Below are 19,832 nucleotides of genomic sequence, written 5' to 3'. Positions count from 1 at the left end.
CGGTGGAATAAGAATCGTAGATCCCTAATCGAAGCGCAGCACGCGATCATCGTCGCCTGCGGGGGATCCTCGGCCGTCCGTATTGTTCGTGACGACCCAGAGCCGACCATCGGGTGCCTGCACCGCGGCTCGGAGCCGTCCGTGCTCGCCGACCCAGTGCTCGGAGGAGTTCGCGAGATCGTCGAGCGGCACTTCGCGCAGGCGCTCGCCGCGGAGATTCGCGATCCAGATGCTGCCATCGACGATCGCGATTCCACTGGGGCTGGCGTCAACGGGCGACCATTGCTGCACCGGGTCGATGTAGCCGTCGACGCCCGCGATGCCCTCGACGATCGGCCAGCCGTAGTTGCCTCCGGGTTCGATCACATTGAGTTCGTCCCAGGTGTCTTGCCCGAACTCCGAGGCGTACATCGTGCCGTCGTCATCCCAGGCGACGCCCTGCGGGTTGCGGTGTCCGTAGCTGTAAATCAGGGACGCTTCGAACGGATTGTCGGCAGGTGCATCGCCTTCCGGGGCCATACGGAGGATCTTGCCTGCAAGCGACTCCCGGTCTTGAGCGAGGGCCGTGTTCCCCGCGTCGCCTGTGGTGACGTAGAGCATGTCGTCAGGGCCGAAGGCGATTCGGCCGCCATTGTGATGGGCGGCCGAAGGGATGCCCTCGATGATCGGTTCGGGATCGCCCAGCGTCAGTGATCCCGGCTCGCCCGAGAGCGCAGAGCGTTCGATTCGGTTTCCAGTTTCCGAGGTGAAGTACGCGTAGAGAAAGTCGTCGTGCACCACGATTCCGAGCAGGCCGCCCTCGCCTGTTGCGCGCACGCCATCGATCACGGCGACCTCGCGAGAGCCGCCGGCATCGTCGAGTTCGAGGATGCGTCCGCTGTCGCGCTCGCTGACGAGCGGAGTGCGGTCGAAGAAGGCGATCGACCACGGTGCGTCGAGGTTGCTGGCAATCACCGGCCGGTCGAACGTCGGTGGTGTGGTTTCGGGTGGAGCGGATGCGGTTGGAGTGGGGCTTGGCGTCGGCGACGGATCCGGGTCGCGTTCCGTGTTGGCGCAGGCTGCGAGAGTCGAGAGCGCGAGCAGCGCGGCGCTCGTCAGTACAGCGCTCGTACGTGCGAGCCGTGAGGTCGGTCGTGAACTGGTCATGGTGTTGGACTCCCGGGTGTGCATCGCGCCGGTGTTTCGGCCAGTGTCCCCGAGAACCCTCCGGGAAGCCAGTGAACCGGCTGGTGTTCGCCGGAGTAAGCTGGTGCGTGGACCTTTCATCGCGCTACCCGAGGAGCCCCAGTGACGCGCACCATCAAGCTCGCAGTTATCCCAGGAGACGGTATCGGGCCGGAGGTCGTCGAGCAGGCGAACCGCGTGCTTGATGCGGTGCTCGCCGGGAGCGACGTCGAGCTGCAGCGCACTGAGTTCTCGCTGGGGGTGGATCGCTTCCTCGCGTCCGGGGAGACGCTTCCCGCCGATGAGGAGGCCGCGCTCGTCGAACACGACGTGATCTTGTTCGGAGCCGTCGGAGGTGTTCCCGGCGACGAACGTCTCAAGAATGCGAATATCGAGCGTGGTTTGCTGCTCAAGCTGCGCTTCGACTTCGACCACTACGCCAACGTGCGTCCCTGCACGCTGTTCGCCGGAGTCGACTCCGTACTCGCAGAGCCGGGACCAGTCGACTTCGTCGTGGTCCGTGAGGGGACCGAGGGGCCCTACGCCGGTAACGGCGGCCGGTTGCGCGAGAACACTCCCGCCGAGGTTGCGACCGAGGTGTCGGTGAATACTGCCTACGGAGTCGAACGCATCGTGCGCTACGCTTTCGAAGTCGCGCAGGGCCGCGAGCGCAAGAAGCTCACCTGGGTGCACAAGACGAACGTGCTGACGCATGCCGGCGCCGTGTGGCAGCGGGTGGTCGGTGCCGTCTCCTCCGAGTACCCGGATATCGCTGTCGACTACATGCATGTCGACGCGGCGACCATTTTCATGGTGCAAGATCCCTCTCGCTTCGACGTCATCGTGACTGATAATCTCTTCGGAGACATCCTCACGGATCTCGCCGGCGCCATCGGCGGCGGCATCGGGCTCGCGGCATCCGGCAACATCAATCCCGACGGCGCGTTCCCGAGCATGTTCGAGCCCGTCCATGGCTCTGCTCCCGACATCGCGGGGAAGCAGCAGGCGGACCCGACCGCGGCGATCCTCTCCGCGGCGCTCATGCTCGACCATCTCGAGCTCCACGACGAGGCCGAGCGCGTGCGTGCAGCAGTTCGCGCGGATCTCGCCGACCGCGGTGACGATGTCCGACCGACCTCGGGCATCGGTGACGCGATCATCTCCCAGCTGCACTGAACTTCGACCAGCTCGACTGGTTCCCAGACTCCGGCGCTGTGCCGGCCAGCATCATCATCGAGAAAGAAGCGTTCGTCCCATGACCGACCTCGCATTCGCGCACACCGCAGCAGATCGTCTTCCCGCCGCTGAGCGCGAGGCGATCCTCAAGAACCCGGGATTCGGGGATCGTTTCACCGACCACATGGTCTCGATTGAGTGGACGCGCGAAGACGGATGGCACAACGCTGCAGTCGTCCCGTACGGTCCCATTCCGATGGATCCGGCCTCCTCGGTGCTGCACTACGGCCAGGAGATCTTCGAGGGACTCAAGGCTTACCGGGCGCCGGACGGGTCCATCGTGACGTTCCGGCCTGAGGAGAACGCGCGGCGGCTCAATGAGAGTGCGGTTCGTCTTGCACTGCCAGAGCTGCCGGTCGAACTGTTCGTCAGAGCGATTCACGAGCTCGTGACGACTGACGCCGATTGGGTGCCGGGCGGAGCCGACCAAAGCCTCTACATCCGTCCGTTCATGATCGCCGACGAGAGCTTTCTCGGCGTGCGGGCCGCCGAGCGTGCGCGCTTCATGGTGATCGCCAGCCCGGCCGGCCCCTACTTCTCGGGCGGTGTGAAGCCGGTGTCGATCTGGTTGTCGAGCGACCTCGCACGCGCAGGCCGCGGAGGCACCGGAGCTGCGAAGTGCGGAGGAAACTACGCCTCGTCACTGCTGCCGACCCGTGTGGCTGTCGCGAACGGCTGCGCGCAGGTGCTCTTCACCGACTCTGCGACAGACGACACGATCGATGAGCTCGGCGGGATGAACCTCGTGCTCGTGCACCGCGACGGCACACTGGTCACGCCCGCGCTCAACGGCAACATTCTCGACGGCATCACTCGCAAGAGCCTGATCCGTCTCGCGCAGGATCGCGGCCTGAAGGTTGAGGAGCGCGCTGTGACCGTGTCGGAGTGGCGCGACGGGGCAGCCGATGGTTCGATCGTGGAGGCGTTCGCCTGCGGTACCGCGGCGGTCATCACTCCGATCGGCCAGCTGAAGGGTGAGGAAGGGACGATCGTTGACTTCGGCGATCAGGCCCCCGGCGAACTGACGATGTCGCTGCGCGAGGAACTCACCGGCATCCAGTTCGGCACCCGCGAGGACCCGCACGGCTGGGTCGATGTGATCGTTGCAGGAGGTACACGATGAAGGTCGCACGTTTCCAGCTCGAAGACGGCGAGATCTCGTTCGGTGTGCTCGACGAGGGCGAGCACGGCGGTGTTGATGTCGTCGAACTCTCGGGCGATCCGATGATGGCGGGCTATGACACGACGGGACGGCGCTTCCCGCTCGAGACCGTGCGTTTACTGGCGCCGGTGATTCCTCGCTCGAAGATCGTGTGCGTCGGGAAGAACTACGCCGATCACGTTGCCGAGATGGCGGGCGAGACCGGTATCGGTGGATCAAGTGACGCTCCTGAAGAGCCGCTGCTCTTCCTGAAGCCGAACACCTCGATCATCGGACCCGATGACGCCATTGTGCGCCCGGCAATCTCGGAGCGCGTGGAGTACGAGGGCGAGCTCGCCGTCATCATCGGCGCGGTCGCGAAGGACGTTCCGGTCGAGGACGCCCTCAAGGTGGTGTTCGGTTTTACCTGCGCCAATGACGTTACCGCCCGAGACATCCAGATCAAAGACGGACAGTGGGCGCGCGGCAAAGGCTTCGACACGTTCTGCCCACTCGGGCCGGTCATCGAGACTGATCTGGATCTCGAGGACACCGAAGTCACCACTCGTGTGAACGGTGAGGAGCGGCAGCACAGCTCAACCGCGCTGCTCATTCACGATGTCGCGAAGATCATCGCGCACGCCTCTGCGGCCTTCACCCTCCTGCCGGGCGACGTGATTCTCACCGGGACTCCGGCAGGCGTCGGGAGGCTCGAGGCGGGCGATACCGTCGAGGTCGAGGTCGAAGGCGTCGGGATCCTCCGCAACAAGGTGGTGTAGCCCGCCGCTGCGGCCGAACTCGGGGACCGCCTGTGGCCGCCCTGGGCAAGCGGAACCCCCTCCGGTATGGTGTGGTCACAACGACCACAGGAGGCGACGGTGCCGAGCGTCTGGCAGGCCCTGCGTCGCGGCGAGTCCGCTCGTGCGCGGCGTCTTGAGCTCGAGCGCGCCCACGAGCTTTTCCTCAGCGACCGCCTGGCGATCTCGGGAGACCCCGATTCGCGCCGCCGCTTCACCGAGCGCACGGGAGTGCGGCCGGTGGTGTTCGACTCGTGGCTGCGGGCAGGCGACGGGGCCATCGACCCCGATCGGGTTCCAGACGGACCCGCGCTCACTGCCGAGCAGGTACTCGAGGAACGGGCTCGCCAGCCGATCGGACGCGTGATCCCGACCCTCGAGCGGCTGCTGCTTGAACAGGCCCGCGATTCGGGATTCATCATCGCGGTGGGTGACGCGAGCGGGCGGCTCCTCTGGGTCGACGGCGATCGGCAGCTGCGTTCGGCTGCCGAGGACATGGGATTCATGGCCGGTATGGACTGGTCGGAGAGCGCGGTCGGGACGTCTGCGCCAGGGTCAGCGCTCGAACTCGATCACGCGATACAGGTGCTCGGTGCCGAACACTTCAATCGCTTTGTGCACCAGTGGAGCTGCACCGCGTCCCCTATACGCGACCCGATCACCGGCTCGATTATCGGCGTCATCGACGTAACCGGCGGTGACGAGGTGGCCGCGCCACACATCATGCCGATGGTCGACGCGACGCTCGCCGCGATCTCAGCAGAGCTCAGGCTCGAGACGATCAGGAGTGAGATGGAGTCGCGCGAGCGGGCGACAAGCAGGAGAGCGACTCGCAGCAGGGCAAGTGGAGCGACGCCCGACGCTGCGAGCAGCGGCGACCCCGAACCGCGGCTAGGCGAGCAGTCGCGCCTCATGCTCCTCGGACGAGACCCCGCGGTGCTCGAGGTTGGTCACACCCAGCACGCGCTGTCTGGCCGACACGCCGAGATCCTGCTCGCGCTCGCGCTCGCGCCACGTGGGTTGAGCGCCGACGAACTTGCGGCAGAGGTGTACGGGGCTGGTGGATCAGGGCAGACCCTGAGGCCCGAGATCGTTCGGCTCAGGCGCTGGCTTCAAGAGGCCGAGATTCCGATCCACCTCGAATCACGTCCGTACCGACTCACGTCCGAGCCTTCGGAGCGCCGCGCTCCGAAGGCGCCGCTTGCCGTAGACGCCGCCGAGGTACTTTCGGCGCTCGCTCGCGGAGCCCACCGCGTCGCGCTCGCAGCCTACGAGGGACCGGCGCTGCCAGCGTCTGAGGCTCCGATCGTGCAGGGGCTCCGGCGCGAGGTCGACGGAACCCTCCGCGAGGCGATGCTGCAGGGCGCCGCGCCCGACGGGCTCTACGCCTATGCGCAGCAGTGGGCTCCGGAAGATATCGAGGTGTGGCAGACGCTCCTCAAGGTGCTCCCGAGACTCTCACCGAGGCGAGCGCGCATCGTAGCCAGACTCGAGACTCTTGCTACAGATGAGCCGTAGGTGAAGCATCCGCACCTCGCCAAGGAATTGAGACGCTGCTCTCAAGCGGGCAATCTCTGTGCAACCTTGATGCAACCTCCACCGACCTAAGCTGACGGTACGAGCCCAACAAGCCCGAATTTCGCACTACGTCGTCAAAGGAGATGATCATGGTTGTATACGCATCACCCGGCCAGCCAGACTCGCTCGTGAGTTTCAAGAGCCGCTACGAGCACTACATCGGTGGCGAATGGGTCGCCCCCGTCAAAGGTCAGTACTTCGAGAACGTCACACCAGTGACCGGCAAGGCGTTCTGCGAGGTGGGACGAGGTACCGCGGAAGACATCGAGGTGGCACTCGACGCCGCGCACGCCGCCGCTCCCGCATGGAACACGACGAGCCCGGCCGAGCGTGCGGTGATCCTCAACAAGATCGCCGACCGCATGGAAGAGAACCTCGAAATGCTCGCCGTCGCCGAGACCTGGGACAACGGAAAAGCAGTGCGCGAGACACTGAACGCCGACCTCCCCCTCGCGATCGACCACTTCCGCTACTTCGCAGGAGCGATCAGAGCGCAGGAGGGAGGAATCTCCCAAATCGACGAAGACCTCGTCGCCTACCACTTCCACGAGCCGCTCGGAGTCGTCGGGCAGATCATTCCCTGGAACTTCCCGATCCTCATGGCCGTGTGGAAGCTCGCACCAGCGCTCGCCGCAGGCAACTGCGTGGTGCTGAAGCCGGCCGAGCAGACACCGACGTCGATTCTCGTGCTCTTCGAGCTCATCGGCGACCTTCTGCCTCCGGGCGTTGTCAACATCGTGAACGGCTTCGGTGCAGAGGCCGGTAAGCCGCTCGCATCGAATAAGCGCATCCGAAAGATCGCGTTCACCGGCGAGACGACGACTGGTCGACTGATCATGCAGTACGCGTCGGAGAACATCATTCCCGTGACGCTCGAGCTCGGAGGCAAGAGCCCGAACGTATTCTTCGAAGACGTCATGGCGCAAGATGACGCCTACTGGGACAAGACGAAGGAAGGCTTCACGATGTTCGCGCTCAACCAGGGTGAGGTCTGCACCTGCCCGTCGCGCGCGCTCATTCAGGAATCGATCGCGACGGACTTCCTTGACGCGGTAGTCGAGCGCACCGAGCGGATCGTGCGGGGCAACCCGCTCGATACCGACACGATGGTCGGCGCGCAGGCCTCGAATGATCAGTTCGAGAAGATCAAGTCGTACCTTGACATCGGTCGTCATGAGGGCGCTGAGGTGCTCATCGGCGGCGAGGTGGAGGATCTCGGCGGAGAGTTCGCCGACGGCTTCTATATCCAGCCGACGATCTTCCGCGGCGACAACTCGATGCGCATCTTCCAGGAGGAGATCTTCGGGCCGGTAGTGTCGGCGACGACCTTCACCGATTTCGACGACGCGATGCGGATCGCGAACGACACCCTCTACGGCCTCGGCGCCGGCGTGTGGAGCCGCAACGGAAACACCGCATACCGGGCGGGCCGCGCGATTCAGGCAGGACGTGTCTGGGTCAACAACTATCACTCCTACCCGGCGCACGCCGCGTTCGGTGGGTACAAGTCGAGCGGCATCGGGCGTGAGAACCACCTGATGATGCTCGACCACTATCAGCAGACCAAGAACCTGCTGGTCAGTTACAGCGAGAATGCGCAGGGCTTCTTCTAAGAAGCGCTCGCAGGAAGCGGGAAGGAGCGCACGATGTCCGAGGAGACGGTGCAAGACACCTGCGATGCGACGGCCGGAGTTGCGACCGCCGCAGGGAACGAACCGATCCCCGGCCAGGTCGACGCGCGGCCCGAGGTGGAAGGCGAGACGGACAGCCGTCTCGCCTTCACACCCCGCGCGATCGAGCTCATCGATCAGCTCTGGCGGATGCATGGCCCACTCATGTTTCACCAGTCGGGAGGGTGCTGCGACGGCAGCTCGCCGATGTGCTACCAGCTCGGAGAGTTTCGGACAGGCGGACAAGACGTGCTGCTCGGCACGCTCGAACTGCCGCCGCTCGATGAACAGCAAGCCACGGACGGAACAGGTCCCGAGGTGCCCGTTGAACGCGGATCAGGCGCGGCCGATGATCCGCGTGAGATCGAGTTCTGGATGTCCAGGGAACAGTTCGGTGTCTGGTCGCACACGCACCTGACCGTCGACGCGGTGCCCGGGCGGGGAAGCGGTTTCTCGCTCGAAGCTCCGGAAGGGCAACGGTTCCTGATCCGTTCGCGACTGCTCTGAGCGGGCGTCGCCAGGGCGTCGTGCGATAGCCTCGTCGTCAGCACGACGACATGACGACGAGGAGTGCTGCATGGGTTCGCGCACGAGCGATATCGACCACGAAGAGTACGCTGCCGAGCACGCGCCGCGCGCGCAACCGTTGAACTACCCCGGGGCACGTCCCGACCGCTCGGTGATCGTGACGTCCGATCGGCTTTGGGAAGTCCGAGATCCCGAAGGTGAGGCTCTCGATTGGGAGAGTGCGCGGCCTTTTCGTCTCGGGCATTGCCGAGTACGTGTCGGACCTGCCGATTGCGAGGCGATGAACTTGTCGACGGGTGTACTGCCTCGCCTGAATAGCGTGCTCGAGGAACGTTTCGGCGTGCTGATCGACGGACGGGTGCCCGTGCTTGCCATCGGCTCGAACGCTGCGCCCTCCCAGATGCGGCATAAGTTCGACGCCGCGCCAGGAACGTTGCTCGTTCCCGCGATCCGGGCCCGGGCGACCGGGCTCCGAGTGGGATTCTGCAGCTTCATTTCCGGGCTCGGGTATGTGCCGGCGACCGTGTATCCGGAGGCAGGTGCGGTCACGGAGACGGTCGTGCAGTTCCTGGATCCTTCGCAGTTGCGCACCGTCGACCGCACTGAGCGGGGTTGGTACCGACGCGTATGGATCGACTCCTCAGAATTTCCGATCGTGCTGGAGACGGGTGAACGACTGCGCGGGGCCTACGCATATGTCGCACTGCACGGGTACCTGGCTCATGAGGAGCATGGTTGGGTCATGGGCGCACCCGGCGAGCAGCGCCCCGACGATGTCACACCGGAGCGGTGGATGCCCACGCAGCGGGCGATGTTCGAGCGGTTGCTTCGGGATCCGACGGTGTCGGATGCACTCGGCGGTTCTCCCGAGGGTGCCGTGGGGAGCGGGATCGATCCTGGCCGATCGCTCGAGCTGCTGCGCGGAACGGGCCTTGTCGTCGAGAGTAATGAGCTCGCGCGTCTCCCCGACGAAATGGACGAGCAGCCGCGCCGTTACGGCTCCCTCATCGAGCTCTTCGAGCCGACCGCCGAGGCGGATCCGGATCGCGGAGTCCCGGTCGTGGAGGCGGTGGTGACGGGTACCCACGATCTGCTGGATCGCCGTGGGCGCTCGGTTGTGCGTCTGGGGGCCGAAGTCGACCGGCAGCTCGGCCACCCCAGGCACGTCGAAGTGGTGTCGGCCGAGCTGAGTTCACCGGGTGCTGCTGGTGGACGAGCTCCCCGTGCGCTTGCCACGGTCTACCGGGTGAAGAGCGACGAGGTCGGGGATCCCGATCCGCGGCTCGCCGAGGTCGACCAGATGCTGCGGATGGGGATCGGAGCTGAGCTCGGAGACCGGGTCCTGCTCCGTCCTGTACGCGTGACCCGACCACGCGCTGTCGACGTGCTGCTCGGCGAGCCGAACTATGTCTCTTTCCGTGTGACACTCGCAGACCCCTCAAGCACCGAGCGGGAGGTCTGCCTCATGAGCTCGCTATCGCTGCAGTTGCTGGGCGTCGCGAGCGGCGACTACGTGGTACTCGAAGGAGCCGCCGACGCGAGCGGTGACGTGCCGAAGGTGACGCTCAAGGCCTTCGAGGTGCCCGAGGACGTGCGCGACGAGCGGCGCCGTGTGGCGGGAGGCGGCTGGGATAGTCGCTTTCCGGGCGTGAGGGAGACGCTCGGGGTGAACCCCGATATTCCGACCGTGTTCGTCGATTCATCGACACGGGCGCGGCTCGGGCTCACCGGTCAGCAGCTTGCAGTGGTGCGTGGGCGCCCCGCCCGGCAGCAGCAGTTCGGCAACGAGCTTCGCGAGATGCTCCTGCTGCTCGCCATCACCTTCATCGGAATCCTCGACATCATCTCCGACACCGTCGTGAGCTCGGCGCTGCTCAGTCTGCTCGTCATCGGGGCGTTCGCCCTCGTGGTCGTGAAGATGCGACGACGGCTCTCGCACCGGGCCCAGATGCGCCGAAGGCGGCGGCAGGCTCGGGCGAGATAGGGCCGATGAGGGTGTTCAGCGCGCAGATGAGACAATAGACGGCGATGGATCCCAATAAGCTCAACCACGATACGCAGCCGACTGAGTTCCGGCCGACTCGACCCAAGCGTCGGCCGCAGCCGGGGGCCGAGGCCAGTGCCGCGACCAGCGGGGTCCAAGTGCGCCCGAAGGCCGAAGGTTGGAAGCAGATCACGAACCCTGACGGGCGCCCCACACTGCAGTTTGCGTCGCCGCGCGTGAAGCAGCCCGATACGCACCTTGCCGACATGACGCTCGCGGAGCGCGAGGCCAAGGTCGTGGAGATGGGGTTGCCGAAGTTTCGTGCGAAGCAGCTCTCGGTGCACTATTTCGAGCATCGCACGACGAATCCGGAGGAGATGACGGATCTCCCGAAGAATCGCAGGCAAGAACTGGCGGAGGCCTTCTTCCCGCCACTGCTCACCGAGGTGAAGCGCCTCGTGACCGATGACGGGGCCACGGTCAAGTTCCTCTGGCGGCTCTTCGACGGGGCGCTCGTGGAATCGGTGCTCATGCGCTATCCGGGGCGCATCACGCTCTGCGTATCGAGCCAGTGCGGGTGCGGCATGAACTGCCCCTTCTGCGCGACGGGTCAGGCCGGGTTGACGCGCAACATGTCGACCGCGGAGATTCTCGATCAGGTGGTGCAGGCGAACCGGGTCATCGCCGAGGGCGGACTCGGGCGTATGCGGGAATCTGGGAACGGTGCGGAGCCCGAGCGCGTGAACAACATCGTGTTCATGGGCATGGGTGAGCCCCTCGCGAACTACAAGCGCGTCATGAACGCGGTGCACCGCATGATCGCGCCGTCGCCCGAGGGGCTCGGCATGAGCGCCCGCGGCATCACCGTGTCGACCGTCGGCCTCGCGCCCGCGATTCGGAAGCTCGCCGACGAAGACATTCCGATCACGTTCGCGCTCTCGCTGCATGCGCCCGACGACGAGTTGCGCGACGACCTCATCCCGGTCAATAGTCGGTGGAAGGTGGATGAGGTGCTTGATGCGGCCTACGCCTACTACGAGAAGACCGGGCGGCGGGTGTCCATCGAGTACGCGCTGATCAAAGACATGAACGATCATGCCTGGCGTGCGGAGCTCTTGGCTCAGCGATTGAACGAGCGCGGCCGCGGCTGGGTGCACGTGAACCCGATTCCGCTCAACCCGACTCCGGGCTCGATCTGGACATCGTCGACGCGTGAAGTCACCCGCGAGTTCGTCGATCGACTCAATGCGGCAGGGATCCCGACGACGCTGCGGGACACCCGTGGCAAGGAGATCGACGGGGCTTGCGGTCAGCTCGTTGCCACCGAGCAAGACAAGCGCGACGCAGCGCTGGCCGTTGCCGGCTGATCGAGCGGCGAGTCATCGTCCGAGCGCACGTGCCAGGAGCGCAACATCGGCATCGTCGTTCCAGAGGTGGAAGGCGACGCGAGCATTGCCGGCACGTCCGGAGGCGGTGATGCCTGATGCGCGCAGGGCAGCGAGGTCTGAGCCGTCAGGATCCGCCCAGGTGACGATCGCCGAGTCGCTCGGCGGGAGATGCAGCGCAGATCGCGCGGCCTCGGCCAGCCGCAGGTCGTGGTCGTGCACTTCCGCCGGGTCGAGGTGCGCGAAGAGCCGCAGGGCCGCCTCCGTGCCCTGCACCGAGGGCCACACGGGTGAAAGGTCGAAGCGTCCGGCATTCTCCGCGAGTGGCATGTGCTGGGAGTAGCACGAGCTCCAGACGTCGTCGGCCGAGCACCATCCGGCCGCGAGCGGAGTGAGTGTCTCGTCCAGGCCCGCCCGTACGGTCAGGAATGCGGTGCCACGCGGTGCGCACAACCACTTGTAGGCATGGCATACCGAGAAGTCGAAGTTGTCTGCTCCGACGGGCAGCCATCCGAGCGACTGCGTGAGGTCGACGAACGTGCGGGCTCCGACAGCGGCGGCCGCGGAACCGATCGTCTCATAGTCGGCGACCTGACCGGTCGCCGATTGCACGAGCGAGTAGACGACGAGTGCGGTTTCGGGGGCAACCGCATCGGCCAGGTCGTCGAGCGGCACGTAGCGCACGCGTATGCCGCGGTCGGCAAGCTGCACGAAGGGGTGCACGAGGGAGGCGAAGTCGCCTTCGACGCAGAGAACCTCCGCGGTGTCGGGCACGGAGGTGGCGACGACCGATGCGAACTGCGAGACCTGAGTGCCGACTGCGACGCGCGATCGGTCCACTCCTGAAATCTCTGCATAAAGAGAACGGCAGCGCTCCAGAGATCGACCGACCTCCACGGCATCGAGTCGCCCCTCCGACCAGTCGTCGATGAAGCGGCGCACGGCGGCGGTCGTCTCGTGGCTCGGTAGACCACCAGTGCACGCGGAGAGGTATCCGGGTACCGAGGCGAATAGGCTCTGGCTCTGGAAGCGTGCGGGCGCGGTGATCATGTCGTCAGGCTAGCCACTTCCTGTGCATAATCAAACAGAATCATTCTTATCTGTCGCTTTCCTTCTGGTTATGTTCGAGTTAGAATCGCTCCTATGAGTGCGAACCGTAATGACCCCGTCGGCTCGATCGATTCGACCGAGCTTCGGATCCTGCACGCCCTGGCGACAACCGGATCGCTCACCGCCGCCGCCGCAAGTCTCGGCCTCAGCCAGCCGGCGGTGAGTCAACGCATCAAGCGCGTGGAGACGCGGCTCGCCGTGCCGCTCATCGAGCGTTTTGGTCGGGGCATCAGGCTCACCACGGCAGGTCAGATCTTGGCCGATCACGGGCGCACCGTTGTCACCGAGATCGACGCAGCGCTCGCCGCGATCGATGACCTCCGCGGCGAGCGTGCCGGAACACTGAGACTCGTTGGCTTCCCCTCCGCCTCCGCGACCATCGTGCCGGCGATCATGCGGGCCTTGTCGGAGGAGGCTCCCCAGATCTCGCTGCAGTACCGTGAGGCCGAACCGCCTCCCGCGGTTGAGATGCTGCGCGACGGTGAGGTGGACTGCGCACTCGTCTTCGACTATGAGGGCACGACCGAGTTGCCGGCCGGCAGCATCTTCACACCGCTGTGGCGGGAGGAGATGCGTCTCGTCGTCACGGAAGACCGGATCGAGGCCGACAGCGTGCACCTCAGTGAATTTGCTTCCGACCACTGGATCGCCGGCTGCGAGAAGTGCCGCGGGTATCTGACCACGGCTGCCGGAGAGGAGGGGTTCGAACCGGACATCATCCAGGAGACCGACAACGTTCCCGCGATGCTCGCCATGGCTGCCGCAGGCGGCGCCGTGGCGATGGTTCCCGGTCTCGCACTCGCTGCGGCCCCTGCGCTTCCCGAGGGCACTGCGGCCATTCAACTGGATCCGCCTCGCACACGCACCATCGGGCTCGTGTCTATGGACACCGCCAATGAGAGCCCGCAGGTGCGTCTCGCGAAACGCATGCTCTCTCGAGTCGATGGCAGCTGCTGGGGTCTTGTTCCCGCGGATGCGGAATGACCATCGGACTCTCCCGGAGCCGGGAGACTGACCGCGCCCAGCGCCGCATCGTTGCGATTCTGGCGCTCTCGACGATCCTGGGCGGTCTCGGAATCGGTGCGTCCTTTTCAGTTGGAGCGCTCCTGATCGTAGAGGTCACCGGAAGCGGTACGCTTTCGGGTCTCGGCGCGACGATGAGTGCACTCGGGGCTGCCACTGCCGGAATTCCGCTCGCTCGCTTCGCGGCGAAGCGCGGCCGCCGTATTTCGCTCGCAACAGGCAACTTGGGAGCGGCCGTGGGGGCACTCACGGTGATCGCAGCTGCGGTCACCGGGACTGGTGCGCTCCTGTTCCTCGGGCTAGGCCTCATCGGCATCGCCTCAGCTGTGCAACTGCAGGCTCGCTTCGCCGCCGCAGATCTTGCCCGGCCCGAGCATCGTGCGCGGGATCTCTCGCTGGTCGTCTGGGCGATCACCGTCGGTGCGGTTGCAGGGCCGAACCTGGCCGGTCCGGGGGAGGTTGTTGGCGCCTTCGTCGGGATCCCAGCTCTCTCCGGTGTGTTCGTCTTCGTCGTCGCATCGCAGCTCCTTTCGGCCATCGCGGTCTGGGGAGGGTTGCGACCCGACCCGTTGATCGAGGCGCGCAGGTTGGAGGCAGAGGAAGCCGAGGCGCTCACTCGTGCTCAGGCTGACGGTACTGCGCCACACGGTGCCAGAGTGAGCGACGGAGACCACCCGCTCATCGGACCGGAGGGCACCCGCGCCCAGTTCCTCGTGATCGGTGTCATCGCTCTGTCTCACACCGTCATGGTGGGTCTGATGGCGATGACACCGTTGCACCTGGTCGAACACGGCGGCAGCATCACACTTGTCGGCGTGACGATCAGCCTGCACATTGCGGGCATGTACGCACTGTCTCCACTCGCAGGAGCCGCGACCGGGCGCTTCGGCGCCGTACCGGTGATGTGGACGGGGGTCGCAGTTCTGGCGCTTGCTGCGGTGGGCACGGCGATCGCAGGCGACAATGTCCCGGTCGTGCAGACCGCGCTTGTGCTGCTCGGTGTCGGATGGTGTGCCGCGACGGTCGCCGGTGCGGCACTGCTCACGGATCTCACTCCGTCTGCGCTGCGGCCACGCCGCCAGGGACAATCGGACACGGCGATGAACGCGGCGGGTGCGCTCTTCGGCGCTGCCTCCGGAGCCCTGTTCACCGCCGGAGGTTTCCCTGTGCTCTCGCTCATTGCCGGGGCGATGCTGCTTACTGCGGCGATGGCGATCCTCGCCCTGGGCCGGGTCGGTCGCTGAATTCATTCGCCGGTCACTCTAAGAGCGTCGCTCGCCGCCACGGTGGTTCGTCCCGATAGAATGACTGCGATGTCACAGACTGCTGAATCCAAGTTCTCGACCGCCACCGGCTCGGATGTGCGCGTTCGCTTCTGCCCCTCGCCGACCGGCACCCCTCACGTCGGCATGGTGCGCACGGCCCTCTTCAATTGGGCGTACGCGCGACATACCGGCGGTACGTTCGTGTTCCGGATCGAGGACACCGACGCCGCTCGCGATAGCGAGGAGAGCTACACCCAGATCATCGACTCCCTGCGATGGCTCGGCCTCGACTGGGACGAGGGCATCAGCCTTGACGGGCAGAGCGAGGGCGGGCCGCACGGCCCCTACCGGCAGTCGCAGCGCGGTGAGATCTATCGCGACGTGATTGACCGCCTCCTCGCGGCAGGCCATCTCTACGAAAGCTTCTCCACCGCAGAAGAGATCGACGCGCGTAATGAGGCCGCCGGCCGCCCGAAGCAGTTCGGCTACGACAACTTCGATCGCGATCTCACCGATGAGCAGAAGGCAGCCTTCCGAGCCGAAGGTCGTCAACCAGCCCTGCGCTTCCGAGTACCTGACGTCGACCTGTCGTTCTCCGACCTCGTCCGCGGCGACATCACGTTCCCTGCGGGTTCGACTATCGACTTCGTCGTGGTCAGGCCGAACGGCGCACCGCTCTACACGCTCGTCAATCCGGTCGACGACGCACTCATGGGAATCACCCACGTGCTCCGCGGTGAGGACCTGCTCTCGTCGACGCCGCGTCAGATCGCCCTCTATCACGCGCTCATCGAGATCGGCGTGGCCGAGGCCATCCCGCAGTTCGGTCACCTGCCCTATGTCATGGGGGAGGGGAACAAGAAGCTCTCGAAGCGCGATCCCGAGTCCAATCTGTTGCACCACCGCGACCGTGGCTTCATCCCGGAGGGCCTGCTCAATTACCTGTCGCTGCTCGGCTGGTCTCTCGCGCCTGACCGGGATGTCTTCAGCCGCGATGAGATGGTCGCTGCGTTCGACGTGCGCGACGTGAACCCGAACCCTGCGCGCTTCGATCAGAAGAAGGCAGACGCGATCAACGCTGACCAGATCAGGTTGCTGCCCGAAGCAGACTTCGAGCGGAGGATCCTGCCCTACCTCGTCGCAGGAGGAGCTCTGCCGATCGAGCCGTCCGAGACCCAGCGCGAAATCGTGCGACGGGCGGTACCGCTCGTGCAGAGCCGAGTCACCGTACTGCGTGATGTCGCCGGGCTCATGAGCTTCCTCTTCACGAATTCCGAGGCGCTCGTCTATGAAGAGGACGCGATGAAGTCGCTGAAGAGCGATGCTCCGCAGGTACTGCAGGCCGGCCTCGAAGCGCTCGAGGTTCTCAGCGATGAGGCGTGGACGACTGAGCAGATTCAGAGCGCCTTGCAGGCCGCGCTCATCGACGGACTCGGGTTGAAGCCGCGTGTTGCATTCGGACCACTGCGCGTTGCGGCCTCCGGGCGCCGGGTGTCTCCGCCGCTCTTCGAGTCCTTCGAACTGCTCGGACGCGACGAGACCCTGGCACGTCTGCGCCGCTTGCAGCGGGAACTCGGTGCCGAGGCGTCATGACTCTCGAGGGCCGCATCGGTGACGCGAACGTCGCCCCGATCGGCGTTGCCATCATCGGCGGCGGCCCGGCGGGACTCTCCGCGGGGCTGAACCTGGTGCGGGCGAATCGACGCATTGCGATCCTCGACAGCAACCGACCGCGACACTCTGCAACACTGCAGTCGCACGGCTTCTTGACTCGAGACGGTGCGCCGCCGCTCGAGCTGCGGCGCCTCGGGAGAGAAGAATTCGAGTCATACCCGAGTGCGATATTCGCGCAGGCCATGGTGCGAGAGGTGGTGCAGCTGAGTGCCGAGGAGGCCCGGGCTGTCGGCTTCCCGGACGGACTGGGCTTCAGAGTGCGCGGTACCGGGATCAGGGGTGCCGCAGACGTCGACCTCATCGCCCGTCGAGTACTGGTTTCTGCAGGTCTCACCGAGGAGCTGCCGGCGTTGCCGATGATCCGTGCTTACTACGGAACCGCTCTGCACAGCTGTGTTGAGTGCGATGGGTTCGAGAAGACAGATAAGCCGCTCGTGCTCATCGGAGAAACGAGCGATCTCTTCGCCAGGGCCCTGCTCATCAGCCGCTTCAGTTCTGACCTCATCGTGTTCACGAACGGTGCGGATACGGTGCGCGCCGAGCAAGAGAGACAGCTCGCTGCGATCGGGATCATGGTCGAACGACGCAGGATCGACGACATCGTGGGCGAGAAGGCCGATATGACGGGCGTGCGACTCACTGATGGTGAGGTGATTCCACGGGTGGGGGGCTTCGTGCGTCCGAGGTGGCATGCTCCTGTCGAGTTCCTCGGAGACCAGCCGCTCGATCGTGACGACTGGGGGCTCATCACAGTGAGCGAGCAGGGAGAGACCTCGATCCGAGGCGTCTACGCGGTGGGCGACATCGTGCCGCCCGGCCCGCAGCAGCTCATCATCGCGGCGGGCAACGGTGCTCGTGTCGCGGCGAAACTGAACATGGACATGATCCGCGGAGCACTGGGAGTAGGGCAGATCGATGAGTAGGACGAAGACCGAGGCGGGTATCGTGCGCAATGACAATGAACCTGATCGGCAGCAGTACCTCACTCCGGGTGCTCGGGCTGCAGCGCTCGGCTCGCGCTACGCGGCGATCTCCGCGATCTTCGTCGGGATCCTGCTGATCTCGAACGTGGTCGCGGTCAAGCCGATCGCCTTCGGTGCGATCTCGTTCGGTAGCTTCTCGCTGCCGCTCGTGTTTGACGGGGGAGTCTTCCTCTTCCCGCTCGCGTACATTCTGGGCGATGTGCTCGCGGAGGTGTATGGGCTGAAGGCATCCCGGAAGGCGATCTACGCAGCGTTCGGACTCGCGTTGCTCGCGTCGCTGACGATCCTCGCGGTACAGGTGTCGCCGCCGGCCGACGGGTGGGAGAACCAGGAAGCCTTCGCAGCCGTGCTCGGGTTCGTGCCCCGGATCGTGGCGGCAAGCCTGGTCGCATTCCTCGCGGGGCAGCTCTTGAACGCCTGGGTGCTCGACCGCATGCGTCGGCGCACGTCGGGCCGCTTCCTGCGCACGAGGCTCATCGGTTCGACGGTCGCCGGGCAGTTCGTAGACACTCTGCTCTTCTGCACGATCGCCTTCGCCGGTGTCATCACCGGGCTTGACTTCGTCATGTACGTCGTCCTGGGCTACGTGGTGAAGGTGCTCGCCGAGGTGGTACTCCTCCCGATCACGACGCGCGTGATCAAGGCCGTACGTGCGGCCGAAGGGACTGCCGACGCGCGGGCCTAACCCGCGGCAGCGCGGGCCGCGGCCTTACGTGCGAAATCGGAGCCGTACTGCCGCCCGAGCACGTCGTCGCGAAGCTCGGCGAACTCCCCGGCCACGATCGAGTCCCTGATCCGATCGACGAGTCGCACGATGAAGCGCTCATTGTGAATCGTTGCGAGAGTCGAAGCAAGCATCTCCTTCGCCTTGAACAGGTGGTGGAGGTAGGCCGCTGTGTAGTGCTCGCAGGTGTAGCAGTCGCACTGGGGGTCGAGCGGCTCGAAGCGTCGACGTTGAGAGCCGGCCTTCGCGTTGATGCGGCCATTGCTCGAATACATGGTGCCCCCTCGCGCCTGTCGTGACGGAGCGACGCAGTCGAAGGTGTCGGCTCCCGCGGCGATGGCGGCGAAGAGGTCATCGGGCTCCGAGATGCCGAGTAGATGGCGAGGTTTGTTCTCCGGGAGCTCATCGGATACCCAGCTGCAGATCGTGCCGAGCTCGGTCTTCTCGAGCGCCCCGCCGATCCCGAACCCGTCGAAGGTTTGTTCCAGCGCCAGCTGACCGGTCAATTCGGTCAGTCCGCGAGCCGCTCGCCGGCGCAAGTCTTCGTATTGCGCGCCTTGCACCACGCCGAAGAGCGCCTGGTATGGACGGTGCCGTCGCGCAGCGGTCTGCGCCGCATGCTCGTCGAGGCATCGGACAGCCCAGCGCTCAGTGCGCTCGACCGAGTCCTCCTGATACCCGCGAGTGTTCATCAGAGTGGTGCACTCGTCGAACGCGAAGATGATGTCCGCGCCCAGCTGATGCTGGATACGCATCGAAACTTCGGGTGTGAAGCGGTGGGTATCGCCGTTGATGAATGACTTGAAAGTCACCCCGTCTTCGTCGACGTGCGCGAGACGCTCCTTGTTCTTCGCGATGACGTCGTCGCTGCGGTGCGCATTCTCTTCCATGGAGATGACCTTCTTGAAGCCTACGCCGAGCGACATCACCTGGAAGCCTCCGGAATCGGTGAAGGTCGGCCCGTCCCAATTCATGAAGCGGCCGAGCCCACCTGCTTCGTCCACCAAGTCGCTCCCCGGTTGCAGGAAGAGGTGGTAGGCATTCGCGAGTACCGCCTGGCCGCCGAGCTGAGCCACTGTCTCAGGCAACGTCGCCTTCACCGTCGCCTTGGTACCGACTGGAATGAACGCCGGAGTCTGAATCTCACCGTGCGGTGTCGTGATCGTGCCGGTGCGTCCGAGGGGTTGCCCTGCACTTCCCGAGGTACCGCCTCTCTCAAGACGGTGCTCGACCGCAAAACCGAAGTCTGCCGGGGAAGGGGAATGGGGGGTGCTCTGATTCACCCCACTATTCAAGCATCTGGGGAAGCGGGTCCTTGCGCGACGGCGCGCCCGGGATGCGAGAGCAGGTGGGGTGGAGGATGGTCTTTTTCTCCAGAAGGAGCCGATTCGAGTGCGTGCGCAGCGACGACCGTGTGAGCACCGCAAGCGCAGAATTTGGTGGTTTGGTGTGGGGACACGCCCGGGATGTGGGTTCGTGTTGCGGGGGTGGGGGGTGGGTGCGTAATGTATTCCTTTGTCAGCGCGAGAGTGCGGGCCGCGGGAGCGGTACCGGGCTGGTTGTGCTTCGG

Annotated in this window: 16 protein-coding genes; 13 read left to right on the top strand and 3 right to left on the bottom strand. The window is 65.3% G+C overall.

All coding sequences use genetic code 11. The annotated features are described in order from the left end of the window. Positions 1-24: 24 nt before the first annotated feature. The gene (locus ACUYV6_RS10120) at positions 25-1,146 is read right to left on the bottom strand and encodes a PQQ-dependent sugar dehydrogenase (RefSeq protein WP_449278549.1); all 1,122 of its coding nucleotides are present in this window, start codon (positions 1,144-1,146) and stop codon (positions 25-27) included. A 141-nt stretch (positions 1,147-1,287) separates the two neighbouring features. On the opposite strand from ACUYV6_RS10120, the gene ACUYV6_RS10115 reads away from it, so the two are divergent. The 8 genes from ACUYV6_RS10115 to rlmN all read left to right on the top strand — a co-directional run bounded on the left by ACUYV6_RS10115 (position 1,288) and on the right by rlmN (position 11,465). Beyond that, on the top strand, positions 1,288-2,340 hold the full coding sequence (locus ACUYV6_RS10115) for a 3-isopropylmalate dehydrogenase (protein ID WP_449278548.1): 1,053 nt from the start codon (positions 1,288-1,290) through the stop codon (positions 2,338-2,340). A gap of 79 nt (positions 2,341-2,419) precedes the next feature. Further along, a complete protein-coding gene (locus tag ACUYV6_RS10110; RefSeq protein ID WP_449278547.1) occupies positions 2,420-3,523 on the top strand; it encodes a branched-chain amino acid aminotransferase in 1,104 nt (367 codons plus the stop codon). Next, on the top strand, positions 3,520-4,320 hold the full coding sequence (locus ACUYV6_RS10105; protein WP_449278546.1) for a fumarylacetoacetate hydrolase family protein: 801 nt from the start codon (positions 3,520-3,522) through the stop codon (positions 4,318-4,320). The genes ACUYV6_RS10110 and ACUYV6_RS10105 overlap by 4 nt, the downstream gene beginning before the upstream one ends. Positions 4,321-4,419: 99 nt before the next feature. Next, complete coding sequence (locus ACUYV6_RS10100) at positions 4,420-5,856, top strand: hypothetical protein (protein ID WP_449278545.1); 1,437 nt, start codon at positions 4,420-4,422, stop codon at positions 5,854-5,856. Positions 5,857-6,005: 149 nt separating this feature from the next. Continuing rightward, positions 6,006-7,529, top strand: coding sequence for an acetaldehyde dehydrogenase ExaC (gene exaC, locus ACUYV6_RS10095; RefSeq protein ID WP_449278544.1), 1,524 nt, complete (start codon positions 6,006-6,008; stop codon positions 7,527-7,529). A 33-nt stretch (positions 7,530-7,562) separates the two neighbouring features. Continuing rightward, a complete protein-coding gene (locus ACUYV6_RS10090) occupies positions 7,563-8,093 on the top strand; it encodes a DUF779 domain-containing protein (protein WP_449278543.1) in 531 nt (176 codons plus the stop codon). 70 nt (positions 8,094-8,163) lie between these two features. Continuing rightward, the gene (locus ACUYV6_RS10085; RefSeq protein WP_449278542.1) at positions 8,164-10,098 is read left to right on the top strand and encodes a hypothetical protein; all 1,935 of its coding nucleotides are present in this window, start codon (positions 8,164-8,166) and stop codon (positions 10,096-10,098) included. Between the two features lie 44 nt (positions 10,099-10,142). After that, positions 10,143-11,465: a 23S rRNA (adenine(2503)-C(2))-methyltransferase RlmN gene (rlmN, locus tag ACUYV6_RS10080; RefSeq protein WP_449278541.1), complete on the top strand. Its 1,323-nt coding sequence runs from the start codon at positions 10,143-10,145 to the stop codon at positions 11,463-11,465. Between the two features lie 12 nt (positions 11,466-11,477). On the opposite strand, the gene ACUYV6_RS10075 is transcribed toward rlmN, so the two are convergent. Further along, positions 11,478-12,533, bottom strand: coding sequence for an aminotransferase class V-fold PLP-dependent enzyme (locus ACUYV6_RS10075; protein WP_449278540.1), 1,056 nt, complete (start codon positions 12,531-12,533; stop codon positions 11,478-11,480). A gap of 93 nt (positions 12,534-12,626) precedes the next feature. On the opposite strand from ACUYV6_RS10075, the gene ACUYV6_RS10070 reads away from it, so the two are divergent. The 5 genes from ACUYV6_RS10070 to ACUYV6_RS10050 all read left to right on the top strand — a co-directional run bounded on the left by ACUYV6_RS10070 (position 12,627) and on the right by ACUYV6_RS10050 (position 18,223). Then, entirely contained in the window at positions 12,627-13,577 is a 951-nt protein-coding gene (locus tag ACUYV6_RS10070) for a LysR family transcriptional regulator (RefSeq protein ID WP_449278539.1), read from the top strand. Continuing rightward, a complete protein-coding gene (locus tag ACUYV6_RS10065; RefSeq protein WP_449278538.1) occupies positions 13,574-14,860 on the top strand; it encodes an MFS transporter in 1,287 nt (428 codons plus the stop codon). The genes ACUYV6_RS10070 and ACUYV6_RS10065 overlap by 4 nt, the downstream gene beginning before the upstream one ends. Before the next feature lie 69 nt (positions 14,861-14,929). Beyond that, complete coding sequence (gene gltX / locus ACUYV6_RS10060; protein WP_449278537.1) at positions 14,930-16,474, top strand: glutamate--tRNA ligase; 1,545 nt, start codon at positions 14,930-14,932, stop codon at positions 16,472-16,474. Continuing rightward, positions 16,471-17,478, top strand: a complete 1,008-nt coding sequence (locus ACUYV6_RS10055) for an NAD(P)/FAD-dependent oxidoreductase (protein WP_449278536.1) — start codon at positions 16,471-16,473, stop codon at positions 17,476-17,478. The genes gltX and ACUYV6_RS10055 overlap by 4 nt, the downstream gene beginning before the upstream one ends. Continuing rightward, positions 17,471-18,223, top strand: a complete 753-nt coding sequence (locus tag ACUYV6_RS10050; protein WP_449278535.1) for a queuosine precursor transporter — start codon at positions 17,471-17,473, stop codon at positions 18,221-18,223. The genes ACUYV6_RS10055 and ACUYV6_RS10050 overlap by 8 nt, the downstream gene beginning before the upstream one ends. Here the strand turns inward: ACUYV6_RS10050 and tgt are convergent. Continuing rightward, positions 18,220-19,545: a tRNA guanosine(34) transglycosylase Tgt gene (tgt, locus tag ACUYV6_RS10045; protein ID WP_449278534.1), complete on the bottom strand. Its 1,326-nt coding sequence runs from the start codon at positions 19,543-19,545 to the stop codon at positions 18,220-18,222. The genes ACUYV6_RS10050 and tgt overlap by 4 nt on opposite strands. Between the last annotated feature and the right edge of the window lie 287 nt (positions 19,546-19,832).

It is taken from the genome of Leucobacter sp. GX24907 (assembly GCF_053567335.1).
Note: the sequence above shows the minus strand (reverse complement) of the source record. Positions and strands in the feature narration are given on the sequence as shown.